The organism is Paenibacillus paludis (genome assembly GCF_042610515.1).
Lineage (GTDB): Bacteria > Bacillota > Bacilli > Paenibacillales > Paenibacillaceae > Paenibacillus_AQ.
The window spans coordinates 20,563-44,163 of sequence record NZ_JBGJZP010000019.1 but is presented as its reverse complement, the minus strand read 5'-3'; the positions used below and the strand labels follow the sequence as shown (position 1 = coordinate 44,163).

At 49.3% G+C, this 23,601-nt stretch carries 26 protein-coding genes; 11 read left to right on the top strand and 15 right to left on the bottom strand.

The window, feature by feature from the left end:
- The first annotated feature begins 19 nt into the window (after positions 1-19).
- Positions 20-382, top strand: a complete 363-nt coding sequence (locus ACAN56_RS27280; protein ID WP_081966053.1) for a hypothetical protein — start codon at positions 20-22, stop codon at positions 380-382.
- A gap of 142 nt (positions 383-524) precedes the next feature.
- Here the strand turns inward: ACAN56_RS27280 and ACAN56_RS27275 are convergent, their stop codons facing one another.
- The 4 genes from ACAN56_RS27275 to ACAN56_RS27260 all read right to left on the bottom strand — a co-directional run bounded on the left by ACAN56_RS27275 (position 525) and on the right by ACAN56_RS27260 (position 4,212).
- The gene (locus ACAN56_RS27275) at positions 525-1,508 is read right to left on the bottom strand and encodes a sensor histidine kinase (RefSeq protein ID WP_038597949.1); all 984 of its coding nucleotides are present in this window, start codon (positions 1,506-1,508) and stop codon (positions 525-527) included.
- A complete protein-coding gene (locus ACAN56_RS27270; protein WP_038597947.1) occupies positions 1,505-2,176 on the bottom strand; it encodes a response regulator transcription factor in 672 nt (223 codons plus the stop codon). The genes ACAN56_RS27275 and ACAN56_RS27270 overlap by 4 nt, the downstream gene beginning before the upstream one ends.
- Positions 2,177-2,245: 69 nt before the next feature.
- On the bottom strand, positions 2,246-3,535 hold the full coding sequence (locus ACAN56_RS27265) for a sensor histidine kinase (RefSeq protein ID WP_379146746.1): 1,290 nt from the start codon (positions 3,533-3,535) through the stop codon (positions 2,246-2,248).
- On the bottom strand, positions 3,535-4,212 hold the full coding sequence (locus ACAN56_RS27260; protein ID WP_379146743.1) for a response regulator transcription factor: 678 nt from the start codon (positions 4,210-4,212) through the stop codon (positions 3,535-3,537). Before ACAN56_RS27260 ends, ACAN56_RS27265 begins: the two co-directional genes overlap by 1 nt.
- Before the next feature lie 245 nt (positions 4,213-4,457).
- Between ACAN56_RS27260 and ACAN56_RS27255 the strand changes: the two genes are divergently transcribed.
- From ACAN56_RS27255 to ACAN56_RS27245, 3 genes are read left to right on the top strand one after another with little or no spacing between them, the layout of a single operon-like run.
- Positions 4,458-5,201, top strand: a complete 744-nt coding sequence (locus tag ACAN56_RS27255; protein WP_379146740.1) for a polyphosphate polymerase domain-containing protein — start codon at positions 4,458-4,460, stop codon at positions 5,199-5,201.
- Complete coding sequence (locus tag ACAN56_RS27250; RefSeq protein ID WP_038597940.1) at positions 5,194-5,877, top strand: DUF4956 domain-containing protein; 684 nt, start codon at positions 5,194-5,196, stop codon at positions 5,875-5,877. The genes ACAN56_RS27255 and ACAN56_RS27250 overlap by 8 nt, the downstream gene beginning before the upstream one ends.
- Positions 5,878-5,899: 22 nt before the next feature.
- Positions 5,900-8,056, top strand: a complete 2,157-nt coding sequence (locus ACAN56_RS27245; protein ID WP_379146737.1) for a carbohydrate-binding domain-containing protein — start codon at positions 5,900-5,902, stop codon at positions 8,054-8,056.
- Between the two features lie 68 nt (positions 8,057-8,124).
- Here ACAN56_RS27245 and ACAN56_RS27240 read toward each other — a convergent pair whose 3' ends face one another.
- Positions 8,125-9,039 carry a phosphatidate cytidylyltransferase gene (locus ACAN56_RS27240; RefSeq protein ID WP_379146903.1) on the bottom strand — a complete coding sequence of 305 codons (915 nt, stop codon included), beginning with the start codon at positions 9,037-9,039 and terminating at the stop codon, positions 8,125-8,127.
- 96 nt (positions 9,040-9,135) lie between these two features.
- On the opposite strand from ACAN56_RS27240, the gene ACAN56_RS27235 reads away from it, so the two are divergent.
- On the top strand, positions 9,136-9,678 hold the full coding sequence (locus ACAN56_RS27235; RefSeq protein WP_379146734.1) for a hypothetical protein: 543 nt from the start codon (positions 9,136-9,138) through the stop codon (positions 9,676-9,678).
- 33 nt (positions 9,679-9,711) lie between these two features.
- On the opposite strand, the gene ACAN56_RS27230 is transcribed toward ACAN56_RS27235, so the two are convergent.
- Entirely contained in the window at positions 9,712-10,608 is an 897-nt protein-coding gene (locus ACAN56_RS27230) for a diacylglycerol/lipid kinase family protein (RefSeq protein ID WP_038597938.1), read from the bottom strand.
- A 101-nt stretch (positions 10,609-10,709) separates the two neighbouring features.
- On the bottom strand, positions 10,710-11,567 hold the full coding sequence (locus tag ACAN56_RS27225; protein WP_379146731.1) for an alpha/beta fold hydrolase: 858 nt from the start codon (positions 11,565-11,567) through the stop codon (positions 10,710-10,712).
- 225 nt (positions 11,568-11,792) lie between these two features.
- On the opposite strand from ACAN56_RS27225, the gene ACAN56_RS27220 reads away from it, so the two are divergent.
- Positions 11,793-12,551, top strand: a complete 759-nt coding sequence (locus tag ACAN56_RS27220) for a MerR family transcriptional regulator (RefSeq protein WP_038597935.1) — start codon at positions 11,793-11,795, stop codon at positions 12,549-12,551.
- Positions 12,552-12,629: 78 nt separating this feature from the next.
- Here ACAN56_RS27220 and ACAN56_RS27215 read toward each other — a convergent pair whose 3' ends face one another.
- Complete coding sequence (locus ACAN56_RS27215; protein ID WP_379146728.1) at positions 12,630-12,794, bottom strand: hypothetical protein; 165 nt, start codon at positions 12,792-12,794, stop codon at positions 12,630-12,632.
- Between the two features lie 254 nt (positions 12,795-13,048).
- Between ACAN56_RS27215 and ACAN56_RS27210 the strand changes: the two genes are divergently transcribed.
- Positions 13,049-13,867: a methyl-accepting chemotaxis protein gene (locus ACAN56_RS27210; RefSeq protein ID WP_379146725.1), complete on the top strand. Its 819-nt coding sequence runs from the start codon at positions 13,049-13,051 to the stop codon at positions 13,865-13,867.
- Positions 13,868-13,886: 19 nt separating this feature from the next.
- On the opposite strand, the gene nudK is transcribed toward ACAN56_RS27210, so the two are convergent.
- Positions 13,887-14,849: a GDP-mannose pyrophosphatase NudK gene (gene nudK, locus ACAN56_RS27205; protein WP_038597931.1), complete on the bottom strand. Its 963-nt coding sequence runs from the start codon at positions 14,847-14,849 to the stop codon at positions 13,887-13,889.
- A gap of 39 nt (positions 14,850-14,888) precedes the next feature.
- A complete protein-coding gene (locus tag ACAN56_RS27200) occupies positions 14,889-16,097 on the bottom strand; it encodes a MerR family transcriptional regulator (protein ID WP_379146722.1) in 1,209 nt (402 codons plus the stop codon).
- 446 nt (positions 16,098-16,543) lie between these two features.
- On the opposite strand from ACAN56_RS27200, the gene ACAN56_RS27195 reads away from it, so the two are divergent.
- Positions 16,544-16,693 carry a hypothetical protein gene (locus ACAN56_RS27195; protein ID WP_342437660.1) on the top strand — a complete coding sequence of 50 codons (150 nt, stop codon included), beginning with the start codon at positions 16,544-16,546 and terminating at the stop codon, positions 16,691-16,693.
- Positions 16,694-16,842: 149 nt separating this feature from the next.
- On the opposite strand, the gene ACAN56_RS27190 is transcribed toward ACAN56_RS27195, so the two are convergent.
- Complete coding sequence (locus ACAN56_RS27190; protein ID WP_379146720.1) at positions 16,843-17,889, bottom strand: stalk domain-containing protein; 1,047 nt, start codon at positions 17,887-17,889, stop codon at positions 16,843-16,845.
- A 95-nt stretch (positions 17,890-17,984) separates the two neighbouring features.
- Positions 17,985-18,413, bottom strand: a complete 429-nt coding sequence (locus ACAN56_RS27185) for a MarR family winged helix-turn-helix transcriptional regulator (protein ID WP_038597925.1) — start codon at positions 18,411-18,413, stop codon at positions 17,985-17,987.
- A gap of 120 nt (positions 18,414-18,533) precedes the next feature.
- On the opposite strand from ACAN56_RS27185, the gene ACAN56_RS27180 reads away from it, so the two are divergent.
- Positions 18,534-19,121, top strand: a complete 588-nt coding sequence (locus tag ACAN56_RS27180) for an NAD(P)H-dependent oxidoreductase (RefSeq protein ID WP_038597923.1) — start codon at positions 18,534-18,536, stop codon at positions 19,119-19,121.
- 69 nt (positions 19,122-19,190) lie between these two features.
- Here the strand turns inward: ACAN56_RS27180 and ACAN56_RS27175 are convergent, their stop codons facing one another.
- Complete coding sequence (locus ACAN56_RS27175; protein ID WP_379146717.1) at positions 19,191-19,739, bottom strand: hypothetical protein; 549 nt, start codon at positions 19,737-19,739, stop codon at positions 19,191-19,193.
- A gap of 270 nt (positions 19,740-20,009) precedes the next feature.
- Between ACAN56_RS27175 and ACAN56_RS27170 the strand changes: the two genes are divergently transcribed.
- Positions 20,010-20,876 (top strand): SDR family oxidoreductase, encoded by an 867-nt coding sequence (locus ACAN56_RS27170; RefSeq protein ID WP_038597919.1) that lies wholly within the window; start codon positions 20,010-20,012, stop codon positions 20,874-20,876.
- A gap of 102 nt (positions 20,877-20,978) precedes the next feature.
- Here ACAN56_RS27170 and ACAN56_RS27165 read toward each other — a convergent pair whose 3' ends face one another.
- Entirely contained in the window at positions 20,979-21,806 is an 828-nt protein-coding gene (locus tag ACAN56_RS27165) for a sensor histidine kinase (protein ID WP_197073637.1), read from the bottom strand.
- A gap of 445 nt (positions 21,807-22,251) precedes the next feature.
- Positions 22,252-23,004, bottom strand: coding sequence for a LytR/AlgR family response regulator transcription factor (locus ACAN56_RS27160; protein ID WP_038597916.1), 753 nt, complete (start codon positions 23,002-23,004; stop codon positions 22,252-22,254).
- Between the two features lie 274 nt (positions 23,005-23,278).
- Between ACAN56_RS27160 and ACAN56_RS27155 the strand changes: the two genes are divergently transcribed.
- A complete protein-coding gene (locus ACAN56_RS27155; RefSeq protein WP_038597914.1) occupies positions 23,279-23,476 on the top strand; it encodes a hypothetical protein in 198 nt (65 codons plus the stop codon).
- Positions 23,477-23,601 lie beyond the last annotated feature (125 nt).

Sequence of the window (23,601 nt, the reverse complement as noted above, 5' to 3'; positions counted from 1 at the left end):
TCAAGTTGTTTTTTTTAGAATGAGACAGCAGCGATTCTTTGGTTATTGGAGGATCGCTGCTCGGCGTTGTTTAAGTAAGTTGTTGCTTATTCAATTAGCAATTCCTCAAGGTTATGAACTTGATTATTCAATCATCGGCTATGCTCCACCAGATTTTTGGTTAAAACAAATACAAAAAACAAAAAGTGTTCTGAACCCGCGGGCGCTGCTTGGAGAGACTGCGGAATCAAAAGATAAAAAGCGGGATCGGGCGTGGAAGTTGCAGAAAAATGAAGTGGCATTCACCCGAAAAAGTGGAATCAGTGAGAGCAGATATCCTATTTCCAACTATCGCTTGCTGGGAAACGGGAAGGGGGGATTTAAGTTCACTGTTTCCACTTGAGTTTGTTATGATTCAAGCACCAAATTAAAAAAATCCTGCACATTGTACAACAAATGCTGACGTTGTTAGCTCCAACCCTCATTTGTTCACTCCAAGACAAGCTGTCTTCTATGCCAGAAAATATACTTATAGTAGAGATCACTTATTGCAGTATTTTCAAATAAGGATCATGGTTCTTCGGGAAGTGGATGGTGAATTCGGTGAAGCTTCCTGCCTCGGATTCGCAGGAAATGTAGTGCCCCAGTTTTTTGGATAGCTCCTGGGCCAAATACAACCCCATTCCTGTTGATTTCGTATACGCGCGTCCATTGGTGCCAGTGAATCCGCGGTTGAACACCCGCGGCAGATCCTTGCGGTCAATCCCGATGCCATTATCACGTACAATAAGCAGTTTCTCATGCTGGGTAACCCGGGTAGCGAAGGATATTTCTCCTTGATCCCTGGTATATTTCAGGCTGTTCGTGATCAGCTGGTTGATAATGAAGGACAGCCATTTGGAGTCGCTTTGCACCATCGTGGATTGTACATCGAGCCGGATTTTGATTTTTTTGAAGATGAACGTCTTGGAGTGGGCTTTGACAGCTTCCTTGATTAGCAGCTCCAAATTGCAGTTCACGATTTCATAGTCCTGGTTGAAGGTGTCGAGCCTGGAATAATATAACGCCTGGTCGACGTAGTGCTCAATCCGTGATAACTCTTCTTCCAGACTGTTGTGATCGATCTCCGTCTGCTGCATCAACCGGAGCACGGCGATGGGCGTCTTCACCTCGTGAAACCAGGTAACGATAAAATCATAATGCTCCTTCTGCTGCATCTGCACTTCGTTCATGGCGCGGATATGCTGAATTTGCAGCTGTTCCATAGCTTCCCGGCAAACCTCGGCCTCCAGTGACAGCGGCTCCGTATCTTCATCGGCTATCCGGCGGAGGGTCTGCACATTCTTCATATAACGGTGAAGCAAAAAAACAGCAAGGCATAAAAGGACCAGCGCGAGCGCATAGAAGAAGGTTTTCCAGCGCCAGGGAATTTGCGGATCGGCAGCAAACACGGTAACCGTCAGAAGAAATGCGGCGCCGTACAGGAAAATATACGGTCTCTCATATTTCAGGAATCGCCAGAAGCTCATTCGATGATATACCCCATTCCCTTGCGGGTGACGATGAAATCCTCCAGCCCCAGCAACGCGATTTTGCGGCGCAGGCGATTTACGTTAACGGTTAGCGTATTGTCGTCAATGAATTGCTCATCGCTCCAAAGCACCTGCATCAAGCTGTCCCGGGATACGATTTTGCCGATATTTCTCATCATGGTCTGCAGAATAATGAATTCATTCCGCGACAGCTCTGCGGTCTGTCCCCCGTACTCGATGGAGGAGTTGGACAGATGAAAAATAAGCTGACGGTGAGCCATCTGCAGGCTCTCATCCTGGTAGGTGTAATTGCGTCGCAATAGCGCACTCACCTTCGCCACAAGCACGCCAAGGTCGAACGGCTTCTGCACAAAGTCATCCGCCCCCATATTAATGGCCATGATGACATCCATATTCTGATTGCGTGAGGACAGGAAAATAATCGGCACCTTGGAGACAGAACGTATTTGCTGGCACCAGTAAAACCCGTCGTACACCGGCAGGTTTACGTCGAGCAGCACCAGGTGAGGCTGACCTGCTGTGAACTCGTCCAATACCTGTTCAAAGGATGATATCTCGATGACCTCATATTTCCATTTGCGAAGTGTGTCGGCTACAATTCTTCTGATCTTCTCGTCGTCTTCCACAAGCATGATTCGAAACAATGTGATTCCTCCAGCTCAAAACATTTAATGCTGGTATTATATCATTTGTTTACACTCCTTGTGTGTCTTTCAGGGCAGCTGCACATAGAACGTAGCCGACTCCCCGACAACACTTTTGGCGTAGATTTTCCCTTTGTGCTGATCCACGATCGACTTCGCGATCGCAAGACCAAGCCCGTAGCCGCCTTGCTTGCGCGCCCGGGAAGCATCGGTGCGGTAGAACCGGTCGAAGATCCGCGGGAGATGCTCCGGGGCGATGCCCTCGCCGGTATTGGTAACGGTCAGCACCACATCGTTATGCTGTTTGCGCAAGGATAGGCTCACCTCACCTTTCGGGCCGGTATATTTCACAGCGTTGTCCAGCAGAATCATGACCACCTGCTTGATCTGCTCACTGTTGCCCTGAACGGTCAGATGAGGCTCAATATCATACTCCAGAGCAACGTTCTTCTCGAAGATTACAGCTTCCATCGTCAGAATGATATTCTCGACCGCTTCGCTGATGTCAAAAGGGGTATGGATCATGCCCGTCCGCGAATCATCTATCTCTGTTAAATAGAGCAAGTCATTCGTCAGCTTGGCCATCCGCTCTGTTTCCGACTTGATATAGTGCAGCCACTTCGACTGCTGGTCAATCGTGTCCTCCCCATTGGAGAGCAGCACATCGGTATTGGTACTAATGATGGCGAGCGGTGTCTTCAGCTCATGGGAGGCATCGGCGATGAACTGTTTCTGCTTATCAAAGGCTTCTTTGACCGGCTGGATTGAGCGGTTGGCAAAATACCGGCTGGTGAAATAGAGAATAATCAGCATGACCACGCCTACGATAGTAAAAGTATAGTTGAGATTGGTCAGAATCTCCTGCCGGGCGGTGATGTCGAGGAAGACCAGCATATGTCCGTCAGTGGTTGGCTGTATCTCAAAGGTCCAGTCGCTGCCGTCGAGGGTGAAGCGCCCGGTATTTTTGCCTGCGGATACCGCTTCCTGCAGCGCCTGCTGATAGAACTCGTCTTCCATGGTGAATTGTGATTTTGGCGTCCCTGTTTGGTTCCACTGATCATCCGTTTCAATCATGAAGGACACGGAACGTTCCGGCGGGGGATTTCCGCCGCCCATGCTGCCCATGTCCCCGCCATCCGGCAGCGGCATTCCGGTGACAGTGCCGTTATCCCGCGGCCCGTCAGAATTATTGCCCTTCCGTTTCTGGTACAACTCTACACTCCGGTGCAGCTCCATTTCATTCTTAGCCTGCACATCCAGGTAGGAAATGATGTAGATGGCGGCGAAGGCAGCAAGCATCATCACGGAGATAGTGACCAGATTGACGATCAGGAACCGGTTTCTGAGCTTTTTGAACATCAGGTATTCACCTCTAATACATAGCCGACGTTCCGGATTGTGCTGATGCGTATAGCCGAACCCAGGAACGTGAGCTTTTTGCGCAGAAAAGAGATATAGACCTCCACATTGTTATGCTCTGCCTCGGAATCGAATCCCCACAGCTTCTCAATAATCTGCTCCTTGGAGGTTACGGATTGTTTCCGTATGATCAGCAGCTCCAGCAGCTCACTTTCCTTGAGGTTCAGCTTCATTTCCTTGCCGTTCACCGTAAGCCGCAAATTGGTCGTATTCAGCTCCAAATCCCCGAACTTCAGCGCATCATCCGGCAGAACCTCGCCTTTGCGCCGCAGCACCGCCCGTATCCGGGCCAGCAATTCCTCTGATGAAAAAGGTTTGGCGATGTAGTCATCAGCCCCATAATCGAGCCCAGTTACCATATCCGTAATTTCGCCTTTGGCGGTCAGAAAAATGACAGGTGTAGCCACTTCCTTATTCCGGAGCGCCCTCAGCAAGCTGATTCCATCCATCTCCGGCATCATGATGTCGAGCAGCAGCAAATCATAGATCCCGCTTAATGCATAATCAAGTCCCGATCTGCCGTCATGCACGGCGTCTACCGAATAATTATGTTTCTTCAAGATTTGCGTGACGGCCTCCGCCAGATGCACCTCGTCTTCTACTATTAATATTCTCATAGGGTTAAACATCCTCTGCATAAATTATGTGCTTGCTGCTTACGCAATTATAACAAGATTACCTTTAGCGAACCTTAATGTTCTTCATATATAGCAAACGCCGCTATGTCCCCTTTTGTTAAGCCTGTGTAAAAAATTAAACCTGTGTAAAACCATTTAAGCTTCACTAAAGGTTCGGGGACTAAGATACATTCATAAGCAAGCGGGACACACGAAATATTCGAATAAGAAAGGATCTGAACCCCATGGCGATCGAAGTTTTCAACCGATATGAGAACAAGTATTTGTTCGACAATGAGGCCTACCACCACCTTTACAATGAATTGCTTCAATATATGGAGCCTGACGATTACAACAAGCAGCATGAATATTACTCCATCACCAATCTGTATTATGACACGGCGCACCATACGCTGATCCGCAACAGCCTGGCTAAACCGAAATACAAGGAAAAGCTTAGGTTAAGAGCTTACGGGATACCAAGTGGAGAGACGAAGGTGTATCTGGAGATTAAGAAAAAGGTGTTCGGCCTGGTCAACAAAAGAAGAACTTCGCTGACACTGCACGAGGCATATGATTTTGTCCGCACAGGAGTTGAACCGGAATACAAGGATTATATGAACAAGCAGGTTATTGAGGAAATCAAATACTTCCTGACACGATATGATCTGCAGCCTATGGTGTATCTGTCCTATGACCGCAAAGCGATGTTCTGCAAAAATAACCGCGATCTCCGCATCACGTTCGACACGAATATCCGCAGCCGGCGGTACGATCTCAAGATGGAGCATGGCACTAACGGCGAACCGCTGATGGAACCGGGCCAATGGCTGATGGAAGTGAAGGCGGAAAAAACGATCCCGGTATGGCTCTCTAAAATGCTCTCCGAGCACCAAATGTACCGCACGAGCTTCTCCAAATACGGCAATGAATATAAAAAAATGCTAAGAAACAGTAAAACAGAAAGTGAGAGTGTCCTGTATGCTTGATAACCTCTTTTCGGCGGCTCTGACGAGTACAGAATTAACGTTCACAAACGCCATTTTAACCATCCTGACCGCTATCGCCCTGGGCGCGATTATTAGTCTGACCTATATGAAAACAAGCCCGACGGGATATTCGCAAAGCTTCACGCTCACGATGGTGCTGTTGCCGGTCATTGTGGCTATCATCATCCTGCTGATCGGCAGCAATGTCGCCAGAGCCTTCAGCTTGGCCGGGGCGTTCTCGATCATCCGCTTCCGAAGTGCACCGGGTGATCCTAAGGATATCACCTTTGTCCTGTTCACCATGGCCTCCGGCCTTGCCTGCGGCGTAGGCGCATTCGGTTACGCTGCACTATTTACCATTATTCTCTGCATTATTATGTTTATCCTGAACCGCACAGGTTTTGGTGTGAGAAAAACAATGCAAAAAACGCTGAAAGTGACCATTCCCGAGAACCTGGGTTACGAGGAGGCTTTCGCAGAGGTTTTTGCCAAATTCAATGTCGCTTATGAACTGAAAAAGATCCGCACCACTGAGCTTGGCAGCTTATATGAACTGGTCTATGCCGTGACGATTGATGAACACACGAGCCAGAAGGAACTGCTGGATGCGATCCGCTGCCGCAACGGCAACCTGGATCTGTCACTGACGATGAGCCCGACTCTCACAGAATACTAGAAGAATGAAGGGATTGATTGATATGAATAAATTTATCATGGGAAGTAAAGTAGGACTGGTGCTGTTGCTCGCTGCTGTAATGTCAGCTTGCGGCGCAGCCAGTTCCGCAACACAATCGGCCTCGCCCCCTGCAACAACAGCAGCCGTAACGACGGCATCCGCGCAGAGCACAACGGCTTCCAGTGTACAGCTGGCAAGTGTCAAGGCAGCGGATCTGGTTACCTTTGACGAAGAAGATACCGCTACAGCATGGAACGCGGACAGCTCCACCGCGATAGTGCTGAATGGAACGGGCGCAACCGTTAGCGGTTCAGGCGCAGCAGCCTCCGGGGGAATAGTGACCATTACAGCGGCAGGTACTTATGTAGTCAGCGGAACGCTGAATGAAGGACAGATTATTATTGATGTTCAGGATAAAGGAAGTGTTCATCTCGTGCTGAACGGCGCTACGCTTCATAACAGCAGCAGCGCACCGGTCTACATTAAGGAAGCAGGCAAGGTCATTATGACCCTGCAGGAAGGCACGGACAACAAGATTACCGACGGAACCACCTATATCTTGGCTGATGACACTACCGATGAGCCAAGTGCGGCTATCTTCAGCAAGGCAGACCTGACGATTAACGGAACAGGCAAGCTGTCGGTTACCGCCAGCTACAAGGACGGAATCACCAGCAAGGATGACCTGAAGATTGTATCGGGCACGATTGAAGTGCAGGCAGCCGATGACGGGATTGTCGGCAAAGATCAGATCGCCATTCAAGACGGCACAATGACTATCAATGCCGAGGGAGACGGGATCAAATCCACTAACGATGAGGATGCCGACAAAGGATTCATTGCCATTACGGCCGGAACGTTTGATATTGTGGCCGGCAACGACGGAATCCAGGCCGAGACAACGCTGGTTGCTGATGGAGGGACATTTAACCTTCTGACGGGCGGCGGCAATGCTAACGCCGAAGTGAAGACAGGCGACCAAGGAGGAGGCATGGGAATGGGCGGCGGCCGGGGTATGAGAGGTACTCAGGCTCCCGCAGCCGGTACGGGTTCGGGCCAGGCACCGGCAGATCAGGCAGCCGAACCTGCCGCAACCGCTGGAACCGCTGCGACGACTGCAACGAGTGACACGACAGCGGCATCCGCTGATACGGCAACTGCAACAGAAACCGAATCCACGAGCGCTAAAGGGCTGAAAGCCGGAGGAGATCTTACGGTGAACGGCGGAAGCTTCACGATTGATTCCGCCGATGATGCGGTGCACAGCAACAGTAATGTCTCCATATCGGGCGGAGAACTCCAGATTGCTGCAGGAGATGACGGTATTCATGCGGATAGCCTGACAAGCCTGTCGGGTGGAACGGTTAATATTACAAAGAGCTATGAAGGAATTGAAGGTGCGAATATCACCATTTCAGGCGGTGAGATTGATGTGACTGCGTCCGATGACGGTGTGAATGTTGCCGGAGGCAATGACGATAATTCTGCGGAAGGAACACAGAGACAGGATCAGTTCACCAGCTCCGGCAACAACCTGCTCACGATTAGCGGAGGCACACTAACCGTTGATGCTGCAGGGGACGGATTGGATTCGAACGGATCGGTCGTGATGACAGGCGGTACTGTGATCACCAATGGACCAACTGCTGATGGCAATGGCTCTTTGGATTATGACGGAACCTTCGAGATCACCGGCGGTTATCTGGTAGTAGCGGGAAGTGCGGGTATGCTTCAGGCTCCAAGTGATGCATCCAGCCAATACTCGATCGCCATGACGTTCACGGATTCGCAGGAGGCTGGCCAACTGGTCCATCTGCAGGACAGCGACGGCAATACGATTGCTACGTTCGCTCCATCGAAGAGCTACAGATCAGTAGTCATCAGCTCGCCGGATCTTAAAGAAGGCGGGTCGTACACCCTCTCCACCGGCGGAAGCTCGACAGGTACGGCAGTGGATGGCCTGTACAACGACGGCGCTTATAGCGGCGGTACCGAAGCGGTATCCTTCGACATCTCCAGCAGCGTAACCTGGTTGAATGAATCCGGAGTAACCACTGCCACGAGCGGTATGGGCGGCGGCATGGGTGGCGGCCGAGGCGGCGGCGGAACGAGACCTGAAGGCGGATTTGGCGGCGGAGGTACTCCACCGACCGGAGCTGAGGGCGAAGTTCAGCAGTAAAAGAAGGTAGTACAATGCAGCAAGCAGCACGTCTCCGGTCAGCGGAGGCGTGCTGCTTGCTGTTTCTCCTACATGAAATCGAAGAAATAACGGATGACATGGAAGAAGACCGGCGAGGTGTAAGTCAGGCTGTCGACCCGGCTTAAATAGCTTTTTTTGAGCGCGTCGAACTTGTCATCATCTCCGATCAGCAAATCCCGTTTCAGCACGGAAACCGTTAAGCTGCCGAAGTAACCGCTGAGACTGATCAGCATGCCGGACAAAAGTCCGAAGGTCGGGTTAAGCGGCGTCAGGTAGGGATAGATCAGATAGGATCCCCCTGTTGTGACCACAAATGCGCAGATGAACCCTTCCCAGGTCAGGTTGGGGTTGGCGGTCGGAACCACCTTGTGTTTGCCGAAATAGATCGAGGCCAGATAATGAATGACATCATTGAGCTGGGTTAATACGACCAGGAACAGGACGAGTCCGGCTCCGTATTCCGGGGTGGCAAATTGAAAGTAGGCCAGATGGCTAAGCCCGAACACCATCAGCATAAGTCCCCATTGGGTGGAGCTGACGCTGCGCAGAAAGCCGAGCGTGCCTTTGTTGATCAGCCGCGGGAGCGGCAGGAGCAGAAATACATACACGGGAATGAAGACGATAAACATCCCGTACCACTCAATATAAATCCAATAGAACTGCAAAGGAATCGCCAGATACGCCCAGAGGAACAGCCGGCGGTCGGCTTTTCGGGTCCGGATCATCGAGAAATATTCCTTTAGGGCGAAGAAAGTGAGCGCCATCAGCGACAGCAGCGAGACGACCGGATTGAACAAGGTGGCCAGACAGAAGATAAGGAGCATGCCCCACCAGGTTTTGATGCGGAAGCCGATGCCGGTATAGTCCTTGTTCTTTTGGAGTCTGCTCACTACAACATAAATTAAATGGATGGCCGAAAGGGCAGCGAAAATAAGCACTAATGTTAATAAGGAGCGGTCTATAGCTATCACCAACTTGTCGCAGGGTAGGATTCCATTAAAGGAATCATATGTTATTATGAAGGAAACTTCCAAACTTGATAAGGGGAAATTTTGTAAATGACAGGTAATCAATCGGTCTTTATCCTGCTTACGAATACCGGCACGTTATTTACGAAGCTCATTCAAGGCTACACGAAAGCGCCGTATAATCACGCCTCGGTCGCTTTTGACCGCGGGCTTTCGGAAATGTACAGCTTCGGGAGAAAACATCCAAGCAATCCCCTGAACGGCGGATTTGTGAAGGAGGATGTTCAGACAGGCACATTCAGCAAATATCCGAATACAACATGCGTCATCTACGAGCTTCAGGTCACGGACCGTGAGGTGGAGAAAATGAAACGTGTGCTGCACATCTTTATCCGCAGCCAGCAGAAGTATCTATATAACATCCTCGGTGTTATCGGTATCGCACTGAAGGAGCCGGTCGAATTCAGCAACTCTTACTTTTGCTCACAATTTGTTGCGGAAATTCTGGACCGTTCCGGCATCAAGCTATGGAACAAGCTTCCAGCGCTCGTTACGCCCGATGATTTTCGGCAGAGCGACCGGCTGCAGTTGATTTACGAAGGGAAATTAAATCAGTATAAGCCTGGAGTATGAGGAGGGGATAGGGTATTCCCCTGGGAGTGCCCGCTACTCCTCTTCAGGCACGATTACCTGAACATAACGGGGAAGGGTGCTTAACCGGATCGGCAGAGCCGGGCCCTCTTCGCCATCCACATTGGTCCGGACGGGGGCGGGTGAGCTTACGGTGACATGGCTGGCCGTGAAATAAATGACATCCTTATGATCCTTCAGGTTGCCCAGCAGCAAAGAGATGCTGACTGTAAGCGTATTGAAGATATTGAGGTCTTTGATGATAAAGCAGTGAAGCAGGCCATCGTCAACTTGCGCACCCGGCGCCAGCTTTTCGAATCCGCCTACAGAGTTGGTAAGAGCGGCAACGAATAACGGAGATTCACCTTCCCATATCCCGCCATCATACTGGATGGTCAAGGAATGAGCCGGGTTGCCGCTTCCGGCAAGCTCTTTGAAGCCTTCCTTGAAATAGGCAAAGGCTCCCAGCCTTGATTTGTCATCTGACGATACGCCTGACAGTGTTTCGGCGAGTGAACCGGCGGCGACGACGTTTCCGAATAACCGGTCATTTAGGCGGCCGGCATCGACTGGTTGAATCCTGGAGGATGTGAGTGCAGCGATGGCCTGTCCGGGATCCAGGGGAACCTGCAAAGCGCGGGCAAAATCATTGACCGTTCCAAGCGGAACTATACCCAGCCGCGGGCGGTGCTCCTGATCAATCAGCCCGTTAATGACTTCATGGAGCGTGCCGTCGCCGCCGATGGAAACGACCAGCTCATAACCTTCCCGGCATGCAGTAATGCAGAAGCGGGTGGCGTCGCCTTCTTTTGCCGTCTCATTGACCGTAACCATGTATCCGTTATTCTGTAGAATCTCTTCTGCCTGACTAATATATTCGAGCGCGTCCTCCTTGCCGGAGGAGGGATTAATGATAATCATAGCCTGCTGCATGCACAACATCCTTTCTGTCCAGCTGATATAGGATTCGTTGCATACCTTTACCCGAAAATACCGGCTTTGATCCTACGCTCAAATCATTTATTTCCGCATGGCTACAGCAGCTTGGAGTTAAGCCAGGGAATCAGGATGGGCAGGACGTGTGACGCCTGCATGGCCCCGGTATGGTCGAGCTCTGGCAGCACCGAGACCTTCCAGCCCAGCGCTTCGAGCTCTTCGCGCTGCCGGAGAAAAGGCCCGGCGATGTCGACCCTCACACCTCCCCAGCGTTCATCATAATCAATAGTATCGGCAGCCCCGGCAAAACACATCCGGGGACAGCTGAGCGCGGTTTGCGCAGCATGGTCATCGAATGGCTGCAGCGCCTCATACAACGTGACGAACTGCCGCGTCTGGGCTTCGTTCAGGGTGACTTCCACTGTGGACCAGTCGAAGTCGTCCCAGGTTTCGCTCTGGCTCTCCGGCGAAGGGGCCGGATGCTGATGTGAGGCTTGAGACAGCTCATGCGCAGCCATCGTTACCCGGAGCATCTCCTTGTAGGGTCCGCCGATGGGAGGGAATCCTCCCATGACAAGCGCGGTAATGCGGTCTGTACGAAGAGCCAGCTGCAGTCCGCTAAGCGCCAGCCAAGAGTAGCCGTAATAGGCGAATTGGGGCGCTTGCGCAGCATCGGCAATGGACAGAAATTCCTTGGCAATGTTGGCGGGTGTCAGCGTATCCGGCTTCGGCTTGCTCTGGACATGCCCTTCATAGTCAAAGGCAATAACCCGGTATTTACCGCTGAGCGCGTCGATCAGTGAACGTCCCAGTGCCGGATCAGCCCCCCATTTGAGCATTTCCGCTGCCTGGGGACCTATAACAGGATACGGATTAACCGGCAGTAGCAGGTTCGGTCCGTCACCCGTAATTACGACCTCGATTTTACTTCCATCATGCAATTTTGCTGTAAGCATGATCAGCCCTCCATTTCAGCTATTTGTTACTGCATAATCTATTACACCAACCAATATACAACATTGATGCAAGAGAGAAGCTTTAGCAGAAGGCCCCTTGCCCCCAGAGGTTAAATTATTCCCGAAGGCTATCACAGCACTTTAAGGTTATGATTGAAGGTTTGCCATCACGGGGCAGTTTTGCTACTGTTACAATCATCAGGTATGCAAAGAGGTGAACGGCAGATGGTTATATACAAACCGGCTGAAATCGCCAAGGCGCTTGGCATCAGCACCAGTGCATTAAGACATTACGAGGCTTGGGGCGTGGTTCCGCCACCGGAACGGGCTCCGAACGGCTATCGGTTGTACACCGGGCTGCATATGGCGTATTTCCGTTGTCTTCGGTCCATGGTTCCCGGCTTTGGCTACCCGCTGACCTATGAGGTGCTTCGGCATATTCAGAAAGGGGAGCTGGACACTGCCTTATGGCTGGTAAGCGCCGAGCAGGCCCGTTTGCAGGAAGAGAAAGTCACCGCGGGCAGAACGCTTGCTTTGCTGCAGGACCCCGGACTCCATCCGGTTATGGGTAAAGGAATGAAGCATAAGATGAGCATCGGAGAAGTGGCGGCTATCACGAATGTGCAGACCTCCGCCATCCGGCACTGGGAGAAGGAAGGGCTGCTGTCCCCGGAGAGAAATCCGGAGAACGGCTACCGCCTGTACACTCCGGTACACGCAAGGCAAATCATGCTGATTCGAACGCTTAGAACCACGGTGTATTATTTGGATAAGATGAAAGAGCTGGTGCAAGCCCTGGAGCAGAACAGTGTGGAGAAGCTGAAGGAGGTTACAGTGGAAGCAATGGTCAAAATTGACCGGCGCAACCGTCAGCAATTTAACGGAGTGCATAAACTGGTGGAGTTATGTGTAGAGGCCGGATTCATGGACGGGAGCGAGGTTTCGCTTACACTGAACAGGCCAACTTACACTAAAGATCATTAAGGAATAATAAATAGAAGCGCCGAAGCCCCAAAGGGTGTCTCTGACGCTTCTTTGTGCTTTGTTGTGGAGGGCACAGATTTATAATTCCCTGCTGCGTCTCTGATGGGAATCAGCATAGGCGGTGCGGCGGTAACCTGGATGGACGCCGGACAGATCCTCGATGGCATCTACCGCTTGCGCAGCAAGGCCGGACGGGTGTAACTCCTTATCAGGAAGAGCACCTGATGAATTCGTCTCTTTCATGTTCGTAGTCCCTCCTCGTTTCATTTCACGGTCTAATCAGCCCCTCAATTATTACCACATTATTTTTTTTCTTAAACCCGGAGCAGCTTATCAAGCATGATGTCTTTCATTCTTTTACACATGACTGGGATCGGTAGAGCTGAATAATTAAAAAAAAACTAATGAAAATTCGATATATTAAAAGTAAGGATGAATAAAGCTTGGGAGCAGTATTTGTATTGAGTCCGGGTCTAGCAATTAGGGGGATATAGAAAATGAATAAGGTGGATTCACTTGAGAATATTGTAGCGTTAATTCCGGTGCTCAAAGCAGCCGTTCCGGCGGACCTGTCTATCGCAATATGCGATCTGGAGAAATTTATTGCTTATTGGCCGGGGGAGGATATTAATCTGAATATTAAAGTGGGGCAATCTTTGCATCCGGAAGAGCCGCTGACTGGGGTTATTCAGAGCAATATCCCGCTGAGAGCCGAGGTGCCTGCGGAGTTTTACGGGTTTGAGTTCACGGGGACGGCTACGCCGCTTCATGACCGGGAGGGACAGGTCATCGGGGGGATAGCAGTGCAGCTGAGGCGTCAGAGTGAGCTGAGAAAGATATCGGATCAAATCTCAAGCTCGCTCACCCAGGCCGCCGCAAGGCTTGGTGAGGTAGCTGAAGGTTCCAATGAGCTGGCGGGTTTCACCCAAAAGCTGCTGGGGCTTGCACTACGCACCGGGGAGCAGGTGAACGAAACTGATCAGGTGGTCTCCATTATCAAGAATGTTGCCAGCCAGACGAACCTGCTCGGCATTAATGCGGCTATCGAAGCCGCCCATGCCGGAGATAAAGGCAGAGGATTCGGTGTTGTCGCGGGTGAAATCCGCAAGCTGTCGAATGAAACCGTGAATTCTACCAAACGGATTCAAGACACATTGCTGTCGTTCAAAGAGGCAACATCGCAAATGGGAACTTCCATTGAACGCATTGCCTCAATTATTCAGGAGCAGGCGGAGTCCTCCGAGCAGATGTCCGCGTTTATTGATGAGATTCAGGGAATGTCTGAGAAGCTGAATGAGTTTGCCAAGAAACTGTAGGCTTTAGGGGGACAGCATCTTACATATGGCATAAGGAAGTGTTCGCATTCTCTAACCCATACAGGATTCTTTTCCCGCTCTCCTTGGCAATCCGCACCATTTCATCAGCGCCTTGAGAAGGCCCGCCGATCCGCAGGACGGCATCGCAATGGCTGAGCAGCCGCACGGAGGAAGGGTGGAACATTTCATTGAACACCTCGTCGCCGATGGCTGTTGAGCCTGCCGCCTCCATCAGCGGCAATGCGTACCACTCGCCCAGCACCGGCAGATGGCCGAGCCTGTACACCAGCAAGGCAGCTTCATTCATGGCTTGCAGATTAGCTGCAATTAATGCCGGATCGTCTCCGGTACCTGAGCGGTAGGGACCGGCAATGAGGATGTGCAGAGGTTTCGGCTCCTCCGGTTCGACCAGCCGGTGAAGCTTCGCATGCTGCAGCAAAAGAATGGTCTTGGCATCCCTGATTTCACCGCTCTCCACCAGCTCCATCGCTTTGTCAAACGGAAGCTCCAGCACTTCGATGTTCTCCTGTTCCTCATCCAGTCCGCCGCCCCGCCCTGTCTTCATCTCGTCGGAATATTCCGCGACGAATAAATGCAGCATCTCCGTTACCGAGCCCGGCGACATATACACTCCGCCGATACTGTGCACCTCCGACAGGCGGTAGCCGGTCTCCTCCTCGGCTTCGCGCTGGATGCATTCTTCCGGGCTGTCCTGATCCAGCAGTCCGGCGCAGGCTTCGATCAGCATGCCGGATGTATTACCGTTAATATAGGTAGGCAGACGGAATTGCCGGGTCAGGACAACCGTCTGCTTCTTGCGGTTGTAGAGCAGAATGGCTGCGCCGTTGCCACGGTCATAAGCCTCGCGCTGCTGCTCTTCCCAGGTCCCGTCGCCGCTCCGATAATCCAGGGTGTATTTCTTCAATGTATACCAGTTGTCAGATAGCAGGTCAATTTGCTTGATTCGCACGTTAGGGTTCATAGGTAAAGCCTCCTTTTTTTGTTGGATCCAGCCGCTACGTCATAGTTTGCGGCATGTAAACACGCCCATATCCTTGGTAATCACCAGGCTTCCCTGGTCCGCCATCTTACGCTCTACAAAAGCCATAAATTGTTCCAGTGTCTCACCCTTCAGCACCTTGCCCGCATTCATGGGTGTAGAGGTCATATAGCTGATCAGCGGACCGGTTTCCGTCACAACAAGAGAATCAGGATAACGTTCAACCCGTGCAGCCGGGAACCAGGGCTGCAATAGCTCTGCGCCATTATCCAGGTTGAATTGTTCCAGTGTGTCATCCAGTACCCGGAGGGCTGGATCGAATTCGCGGGCGAGTTCTTCCATCTCCCGCAAGTGCCGGCTGCTCATCGTAGAGGCGAAGAAGCTTCCCCGGGGGCTAAGCACTCTGGAAATTTCCGTGAATGCCGGCGTCAATTGCTCCACATGGTACAGCATGTGATTGGCAATCACGATCTGAAATTCGTTATCCGCAAAAGGCATGGCCATAACATCGGCCTGGCGGAACTGAAATCTTCCAGCCGCCGCCCCAAGTGCGCTGCGCGCAGCTTCCAGCATCCCCGGGGAGGCATCAGCAAGCGTGATCTCCAAGCGGGGCGGAATCCCCTCCCGGTTTCGAACCCAAAGAGCCGCATCGCCGCAGCCGATATCCAGCACCTGCAAAGGAAGGGTAGAGGATGAACGCAGTTCCTGCGTTGCCTCCAGCATGTATTCAAAGAACCAGCTGTGCCACCCTTGCGGATTCGTACTGAACTGATCATACAGCCGGGTTCGCGCCTGCAGCCGGGCGGCATTCTGATACTGCCGGCCCCAATCCCTTTCCGTGCGGATCATGTGGATGATCCGGGCCAGCTCTTCCCAGTCCGCTACCTGCTCCTGTTGCTCCATATAGTCCATGGAGGCGTCGATGGCCTGGACCACACTCTCCATATGATGTATTTTCTGGCGGATAAGCTGCTTCTGGAGCTGTAGAGCGCTGCGCAGATCACTCCCGCTGCCGATCTCCATCACGGTGCCCATTTCTTCCAGGGAAAGCCCAATGAATTTAAGCACCGAGAGCTTCTGGAGTCTGGCGATATCCTCCTCGTTATACAGGCGGGTGTCTCCTTCGAAATGGGAGGGCTTCAGCAGTCCGATCCGGTCATAATACCGCAGCGCCCTGACGGTCACCCCGGTTATCCGGGAGATTTGTCCGGTGGTTAAACCTTTGTGCATCCTGTCCATCACCTCAACTTTGCGGCAGAATAACAATCATTACTTCAAGTATAACGGGTGACGCAACGTCACCTGCAAGAGATAAATTCATTTGGAATGAAGAAAATGGCTGGAATGGTGCCACCCACAGTCTTGATTTAGCAGCTGTAAAGCTTCTGTAAAGGCGCTTTTTGTTGTATAAATTGTGCAATCTGAAAGGTTGTAAATACGCTTGGTGATACGTAGGCGCGTTGTCTTTCTGCTCGCGTTATGGTGAACACTGTGAGGAATACTGCACGAAAAGTAACCTTACATCCGCTACAAGTTGCTAAAGCGGAATGAAGGGTAAAGATGCACTTGAATTGGCCGTATGCGGGCCAGAGGATTAAATAATAATAGAGGTCCCGTTGCCGTTATCTCTCAAGTGAACCAGCTTGTTCACCCCTTATATAGAATGAACTTGAAACTTGAAGAAAGAGAGCGGAGCGACGGAGGGGGATTTTGGAACTGTAGGAGCGATAGCGACCGCCTTTGTCTTCGGATTTCAACCGCAAACAGCGGTCATAATCAAGGAATCGGAAGACAACAGCGGCCGGAAGTCCAAATATTCACCGTAGTTGCGACTAACCCTTTACTCTAAACTTTTCAGTTCAATCTATATAGGGTGATCTTGTTCGCTTAGTGCTGCCAACGGCGAAAAGACAACACCCCCTCAAAGGGCGCAGTAAGGATCTAATTCATGCGCCTTGGAGGGGGGGGAATTGTTCTATAGAATTCTGCGGGCAGTCACAAACCGTTTTCTCCACTGGCCGTCAAAGGCTTCAACGTGAACATTCAGGTCTTTGGAATAGGTATGCAAAATCTGATTGTTTCCGGCATAGATGGCCACATGGCCGATATCGAGGCCGCGTGCGCTGAAGAACAGCAAATCACCTTTGCGCAAGGAGTCGATGCCGACTTTCTTGCCCTCTTTGGCCTGGTCGTAGGATACGCGCGGAAGCTCAATGGACAGGGTGTCTCCGAATAATCGCTTCACAAACGAAGAGCAGTCAAAGGTTTTCGTCTGATCCGGAGAAGCACCGAATTCATACGGGGTGCCTAGATAGGTCTTTCCGTAAGATATCAGCGCATCGGCCTGCTTATCCAGCAGAGAAGCACTGGTATAATCGCTGTATTTCGGTTTCGCCGATATGTACCCTCTTTGGTTGTCTTCGGTCTGCACTTCCAGCCATAAAGCGTTAACCTCACGGATCACATGAACCTTCGCACCGCTAGGCAGCATTTCTGACTGGACGGAGCCGCTTTGGGCATCCGGGGCACTCCGCAAGTTGACACCCCAGAGGATGGAGGTTTCATAGGTTATTGGAGAAAAGATCCGCACTGACTGGGTAACCGGCTCCCATGTTACGCTGCTTCCGAGTGCTTCGCTGACGAAGCGCAGTGGAATCAAAGTGTAGCCATCTGTAATTTGACCGGGAACATCCAGCTGGAGCGATTGCCCATTCAACTGGGCGGTGGTATCCCCGATGCGGTAGGTTAGCTTCTTGTCACCCTTGGTGGCAGTAACGATCTTTGCCGTGTTATTCCAATTGAGCTTGGCCCCTTGCTCTTCGAACAGTCCGCGCATTGGAACCAGTACAGCACCGCGTAGGCTGACCGGCGGAACCTCGGCTTGGAGCTGCCTGTCGTCCAAATAGATGGAGATCTTCTTCGGCGTGATTTGCGTCTGGGTCACTGTGTCTGCATGAGCAGAAGCCGAGTAGAAGAGGGACAGGCCCAATAAAGAGAATAGTACAGTTTTGCTTTTCGTCATGTATTCATCACCTTACTGATAGATTTGATTCTATACAGTTGGACGATGACAAGCCGAAATGGTTTTGTGTTAAATGTTGGTAACGGAACTTCCGCTCAATAAAATACTTTCTCCTGCAGCAGATCGAGCGCGTGCTCGATCTCTTTGCGTTCCTCTGCTGTAACATGTGCGAGGCGGTCAGCAAACCGGACGGCGATGTGCTGGAAGGCCTCGTTCATCATGGTTTCGCCTTCAGGAGAGAGGGTGATGCCTTGCTTGCGCCGGTCGGCGGGATCGGTGATTTTGTGACATAGATGTTTTTCGCTTAATTTCTTCAGCTCACGGCTCGTGTTGGGCATGGACATATGCATGCATTCGCTGATTTCGCTGAGCGTGACGGGCTGGCTGACGGCAATGTATTCAAGAATTTTATACTGAACAGGCGTTAGCGCCTCGGATTTCACGTCTTTGGAAATATCGCTTGTTATTTGATGGACAGCGGTGGTGAAAGTCACGAATTTCTGGAATAAATTATTCTGGTCCATAGGATCACCTCTACATGACACCATAGCAAAATAATTATCAAAAAACAATTATCATTTGACAACTAAATTCGGGATATGTTACTCTTTTGTTATCAAATGATAAGTAAAGGGGCAGCGCATATGAACACACTGGTTATTTATACACATCCGAATCACAAGAGTCTCAGTTATGCTTTTTTGCAGGAAGTGATCCGCGGGAGCAAGGAGAATGGCAAGATCAAGGAAATTAAGGTGCTGGATTTATATGAGGAGGGTTTTGACCCGGTGCTGGTCTTTAATGAGCACAAACGCAGGAGGGATATGCATAGTGATCCGGCATTGGCGAAGTACAGGGAACAGCTGATCTGGGCGGACCAAATCGTGCTGGTCTACCCGATCTGGTGGGGACGGCCTCCGGCAATGCTCATGGGCTATATTGATCAGATGTTTGCTTCGGGATTTGCGTACAAGGATAAGGGCGGGCTTCTGCCGGAAGGGCTGCTGAAGGGAAAATCGGTGGTATGTGTATCCAGCATGAAAGGTCCGGCGCATTATCCGCTGCTGTGGCTGAATAATTCGCACAAAGCCCTGATGCGTAAAGCGCTGTTTAACTACGTGGGTATCCGCAAGGTGAAATTCTTCGAGTTCGGCAGCATGGAGAGCCCGCGGGGCAAGCACGCGAAGAAGCTTCAGCAGGTGTACCGCTATTTCAAAACGGTCAGTGCATAAGCGGCTCTCCGTTCTGAAAGATCACTCCCCGTGCCCGCCGGTCATTTGGCGGGCGCGGGAGCCGGGCGGTTAATCAATCGCCCGCAAACTCCAGTGATTGTCTGCGTCCTTCATGAAGTAGTAGAACGAATTAGGCTCTTTTATTTCACCGCTGTCTTTGACTTTTCCTCTAATTTCTACGATTACTCTTCCTTCTTTATCTTGTTCAACGGTACCTATAGTATCAAAATAATAATCTCTCCCGAACAAATACATAAATGCATCCGCGGACTGACTGTCCTTGAACACGCTGCGGAAGGACTCCTCCTTTTTATTAGCCAAGGCCTCCAATGTTATATTCAATAGATTCTTAATCTCCTCGTTAAATAAGGGATCTTCGATCGAATCTAAATCTAGAAACACACCTGTAGTAAAATTCCCCTGACTGGGCTGAGGGGTAATTGCAGGTTGATCAGTCGCTTGTGCGGTTGGTTGAGCCGTTGCCTGAGGGGATGCCGAAATCTCAGTTTCAGCGTTCACCGCTTGCAATGCAGCATTTGTGCCGGATTTATCACTACAAGATACCATAATTCCAATTGTTAAGATTCCAGCCAACGAATAAACAATCAGCTTGTTCATGGATAACCTCCTAAAAGTTTTGTGAGCATAACATCCTTGAATCGACTTTGTACAAAACTCACTTCGGAAGCATGAGCTTCAGTATTTATTTATACAGACGCTGTAAAAGCGGAGTAGTTCGCTTTTTTTTGAAAATAATAAAGGCGGGAAACAATATATTTGACATTTCGTCTACATGTAACTACAATAGTTACAGGATCAACGAAACCTCAACACAGCATGAAATACAATACGGCATTCAAATAAATATATCCAAATGGAGGAATTGACATGACAATCGCATTAACAGGAGCAACAGGACAATTTGGTTCTATCGTAGCAGAAACCTTGCTGAAATCCGTACCGGCTGAGAAGCTTGTAGCCAGTGTAAGAAACCCGGAGAAGGCTGAGAGCCTGCGGGCCCGTGGAGTCGACGTCCGTCATGGTGATTTCGATCAGCCGGAGACACTGGATGCGGCGTTTGCCGGTGTGGACCGTCTGCTGATCGTATCAGCAGACGGAGATAATGATACCCGGATCCGCCAGCACAAGGCAGCAGTTGATGCCGCTGTGCGGGCAGGTGTAGGCTACATCGTGTACACCAGCGTTGGCCATGCCGACAACAGTACCCTGTTCCTTGCTCCGGTGCACCGTGCAACGGAACAATTCATTATTGAGTCAGGCATTCCTTATGCCTTCCTGCGCAACAACTGGTATCTGGAGAATGAGATCGGCTCCATTCAGGCCGTTCAAGCCGGAGCCCCTTGGCTGACTTCGGCTGGCGAAGGCAAGGTTGGCTGGGCTACCCGCCGCGACTATGCAGAGGCAGCAGCCGTCGTTCTGGCTGGCGAAGGTACAGAGAACGCCGTGTACGAATTGTCCGGCAAGCCGGCAACCCAGGCAGAGCTGGCTGCAACAGTCGGCAGCGTGCTGGGCAAGGACGTTGCTGTGCAGCAGGTGGATGATGCCACCTACTCCAGCGTTATGGCCGGAGCGGGCGTGCCGGAAGCAGCGCTCCCGATTGTGGTCGCGATTCAAGCCGCGATCCGCGAAGGTGCTTTGGACATCGAGAGTGATGATTTCGGGAAGCTGCTGCAGCGTCCGCTCACGACGCTTAGCGAAGGCGTAAGTGAAATGTTGAACGGTGCGAAGGCGTAAGACCATTTAAGGGTTCAGAACGCCAGGGTAGTTTCTTGCCCGCCGTTCTAGAAAGTAAAGGCCAAGAGAGAAGAGAGTTTTTATTAAGAGCTCTTTTCTCTTTTATATTCTTTTTGAAAAAGGCAAAACAGCAATGATATCGAAGGTTGATTCATTTTTTAATATGCTCATGCTTCCTCCGTATTTATCGGCAACACTTCTAATGTTATCCAAACCGTATCCGTGTGTTTTGCAATCGTGCCTACAGGATTTGGATTCAACATGAGAAATTTCATAGGGATTGATCACTTGTACAATTAGAAAATTTTTTTTAGAGTGAATATTGATCTTAATCCACTTCGTTCTCTGTCTAACTCCCTCCACAGCTTCTATTGCGTTGTCTAGAATATTCCCCATGAGAATACACAGATCATACCGTTCAATGCTGATGTTATTCGGGACTGCATGAATTTGATGGGTGACATCAATTTTTCTATGTTTAGCGGTATTTAGGGTATAGCCAACAAGCGCATCAATGATTAAATTCCCAGTATTTATAAGGTGATATGAATTATGAACTGTTTGAAGAGTTTGGTTGATATGTATAACAGCATCTTGTGATGAGTTTTCAACAATGCATTTTTCGATGTATATTAATTGCTTGTTGACATCGTGAATTACGCTCTGGATATTCTTAAATGTATTCGTCATATGTTTTAAATTGTTATCTTGAGCTAGAAATTGTTCATTTAGCCGGTTGTTTATTTTAGACAGCTTAGTTGCTTTGGCAGCTAACTCAGAATAGTAAATGATAAATAAGCTAGTGGATGATATTGCTATCGTAGCGAAAAGATAGAGTGTGTTGTGTTTGTTGTTGATTAAAAGATAAGCTGCGACAAATGTATTATTGAGAAGGATCAGAATAAAGACGAAGTATTGTAATCTAGGCAACCCCTGCTTAGATTTTTTTTTGATTGTTGAGCTAAAAGTTATGAGGAGAAATAAAAATATCAATGACAGTGTGATAACTATTAAATGGGATTCATTCTCTGATAAATACAGATGTGAAAATTTCAAGAATAGAAAAAAAAGGCAACTTGATACAATATATGTTACGGCTATTAGAGATAGATACTTGAATGAATAGTATAGAGTCCTGAAAGTTTCTTCTCTATAAATAAAAGCAAATAGTAGGGTCCCGGAAACCGTCAAACAGGCGTGAAAAGTAATGGGGAGAATGAGTGAATTTGATATTGTATATAGAATGCTTCCTACAGATAGGCAAAATAATCGTATGCTCGTGTTATTCCGAAGCGTCTGGAAATGTGTTGAAAAGTAACGTTTGGCTATAAAAATGGAAAATAAAGAAGCCCCCATATACCATATCGAAAGTTCTTTATACATTGTCTTTAAGACCCATAACCAAATTTCGTGCTAATGCTTCCTTGACGAGCTTGGATTTAGAACGGCTGAGAGGGAATTCAGAATCATTGATCATGATAACCGATGATGCTGTCAACTTACGGAGATGATCCAGATTAATAAGTACTGAACGGTGAACTTGCAGAAACGGAAATTCTAGCTTTGATTGGATCTCCGACAATATTCCTTTTGTGGTGTAATAATCTTTTGCCGTAGTAATGATCTCCATATAGTCTCGCCCAATTACCTTCTTACTTTTCTGTATTGCAATAATCTCTGAATATCTAAAAAAAAAGTCTTCCCCTTCAATTTTAATAGTTAAATACTTTTTGGATTGCGAATACAGGTAATTTAACAGTTTGAACATTTTGGATTCAAAAAACTCATAGAGAACTGGCTTTATTAAATATTGGAAGGGCTGGGTGTCAAGGCTGTCGAGTATATAAGCCGGATAACTTGTCAGGAAGATGATCTGCACATCAAAATCCGGGGAATTCCGTATTTCTTGGGCCAACTCAATGCCATTAATATCAGGCATTTCTATATCAAGGCATAAAACCTGAAATGTTGAGGGGGTATGTTCTTTGTATTTTCGAAGCAGTTCTTTGCCTGACGTGAAGTAATGTATTTGTATGTCAAATGAAGAGCAGACAGCAAGTCTTGCAAACATCTTTTGTAAACGGGCAATTTCACTAATATCATCATCACATACTGCAATGTTAATCAATTTATTATCCCTCCCTGCAAATGAATACGCAAAAATAAGGCAAGAAATAGTATACAATAATATTCTATTATTTTACATAAAATTTATTATAGAATTAAAGATTTTACATTCATTCCATTAAACGTTAACGCTTAAAAAATTTTAGCTAATATGCCACTCGGACTCTAATTATTGCAATTGGGACACTAAGTGATTTATTAACAAGTATTGGAAGTATAATTGAGCTGCTCATTGAAACAAGAGCTAATCGCAATAGGGAAAGGAGGCGAAAAGGATGCGGGAGATTGGAACGGAAGAAAGTATGGCTGGTTGCATAGCTTGTTATGCTTGTGTCGCTTGTATAGCTTGTTTGGCTTGCTTGGCTTGTATTATTCCTGTTCTGGGACAAGCTGCTACAGCTGCAGCCACATTGGAAATTGCCGGTTCAACTACAAGTGCCGGGGCAGTCGGTATCAATGTAGCAAACAGCTAGGACATACTTAAACGTAATTTTTATATCCATAATAGACGGTAGCTGACGAGGGAAGTAATTTGTTTACTTCCCTTAGTGCAAATTTTCACAAACGTTAAATTTCATATCTTGTTTCACGGGGAGTG

Excerpts from the sequence above, each read along its gene's own strand:
- ACAN56_RS27280 (WP_081966053.1), top strand. The coding sequence starts at position 20 with ATGAGACAGCAGCGATTCTTTGGTTATTGGAGGATCGCTGCTCGGCGT.
- ACAN56_RS27275 (WP_038597949.1), bottom strand. The coding sequence starts at position 1,508 with ATGAGCTTCTGGCGATTCCTGAAATATGAGAGACCGTATATTTTCCTG.
- ACAN56_RS27265 (WP_379146746.1), bottom strand. The coding sequence starts at position 3,535 with ATGTTCAAAAAGCTCAGAAACCGGTTCCTGATCGTCAATCTGGTCACT.
- ACAN56_RS27260 (WP_379146743.1), bottom strand. The coding sequence starts at position 4,212 with ATGAGAATATTAATAGTAGAAGACGAGGTGCATCTGGCGGAGGCCGTC.
- ACAN56_RS27255 (WP_379146740.1), top strand. The coding sequence starts at position 4,458 with ATGGCGATCGAAGTTTTCAACCGATATGAGAACAAGTATTTGTTCGAC.
- ACAN56_RS27250 (WP_038597940.1), top strand. The coding sequence starts at position 5,194 with ATGCTTGATAACCTCTTTTCGGCGGCTCTGACGAGTACAGAATTAACG.
- ACAN56_RS27245 (WP_379146737.1), top strand. The coding sequence starts at position 5,900 with ATGAATAAATTTATCATGGGAAGTAAAGTAGGACTGGTGCTGTTGCTC.
- ACAN56_RS27235 (WP_379146734.1), top strand. The coding sequence starts at position 9,136 with ATGACAGGTAATCAATCGGTCTTTATCCTGCTTACGAATACCGGCACG.
- ACAN56_RS27230 (WP_038597938.1), bottom strand. The coding sequence starts at position 10,608 with ATGCAGCAGGCTATGATTATCATTAATCCCTCCTCCGGCAAGGAGGAC.
- ACAN56_RS27225 (WP_379146731.1), bottom strand. The coding sequence starts at position 11,567 with ATGCTTACAGCAAAATTGCATGATGGAAGTAAAATCGAGGTCGTAATT.
- ACAN56_RS27220 (WP_038597935.1), top strand. The coding sequence starts at position 11,793 with ATGGTTATATACAAACCGGCTGAAATCGCCAAGGCGCTTGGCATCAGC.
- ACAN56_RS27215 (WP_379146728.1), bottom strand. The coding sequence starts at position 12,794 with ATGAAAGAGACGAATTCATCAGGTGCTCTTCCTGATAAGGAGTTACAC.
- ACAN56_RS27210 (WP_379146725.1), top strand. The coding sequence starts at position 13,049 with ATGAATAAGGTGGATTCACTTGAGAATATTGTAGCGTTAATTCCGGTG.
- nudK (WP_038597931.1), bottom strand. The coding sequence starts at position 14,849 with ATGAACCCTAACGTGCGAATCAAGCAAATTGACCTGCTATCTGACAAC.
- ACAN56_RS27200 (WP_379146722.1), bottom strand. The coding sequence starts at position 16,097 with ATGCACAAAGGTTTAACCACCGGACAAATCTCCCGGATAACCGGGGTG.
- ACAN56_RS27190 (WP_379146720.1), bottom strand. The coding sequence starts at position 17,889 with ATGACGAAAAGCAAAACTGTACTATTCTCTTTATTGGGCCTGTCCCTC.
- ACAN56_RS27185 (WP_038597925.1), bottom strand. The coding sequence starts at position 18,413 with ATGGACCAGAATAATTTATTCCAGAAATTCGTGACTTTCACCACCGCT.
- ACAN56_RS27180 (WP_038597923.1), top strand. The coding sequence starts at position 18,534 with ATGAACACACTGGTTATTTATACACATCCGAATCACAAGAGTCTCAGT.
- ACAN56_RS27175 (WP_379146717.1), bottom strand. The coding sequence starts at position 19,739 with ATGAACAAGCTGATTGTTTATTCGTTGGCTGGAATCTTAACAATTGGA.
- ACAN56_RS27170 (WP_038597919.1), top strand. The coding sequence starts at position 20,010 with ATGACAATCGCATTAACAGGAGCAACAGGACAATTTGGTTCTATCGTA.
- ACAN56_RS27155 (WP_038597914.1), top strand. The coding sequence starts at position 23,279 with ATGCGGGAGATTGGAACGGAAGAAAGTATGGCTGGTTGCATAGCTTGT.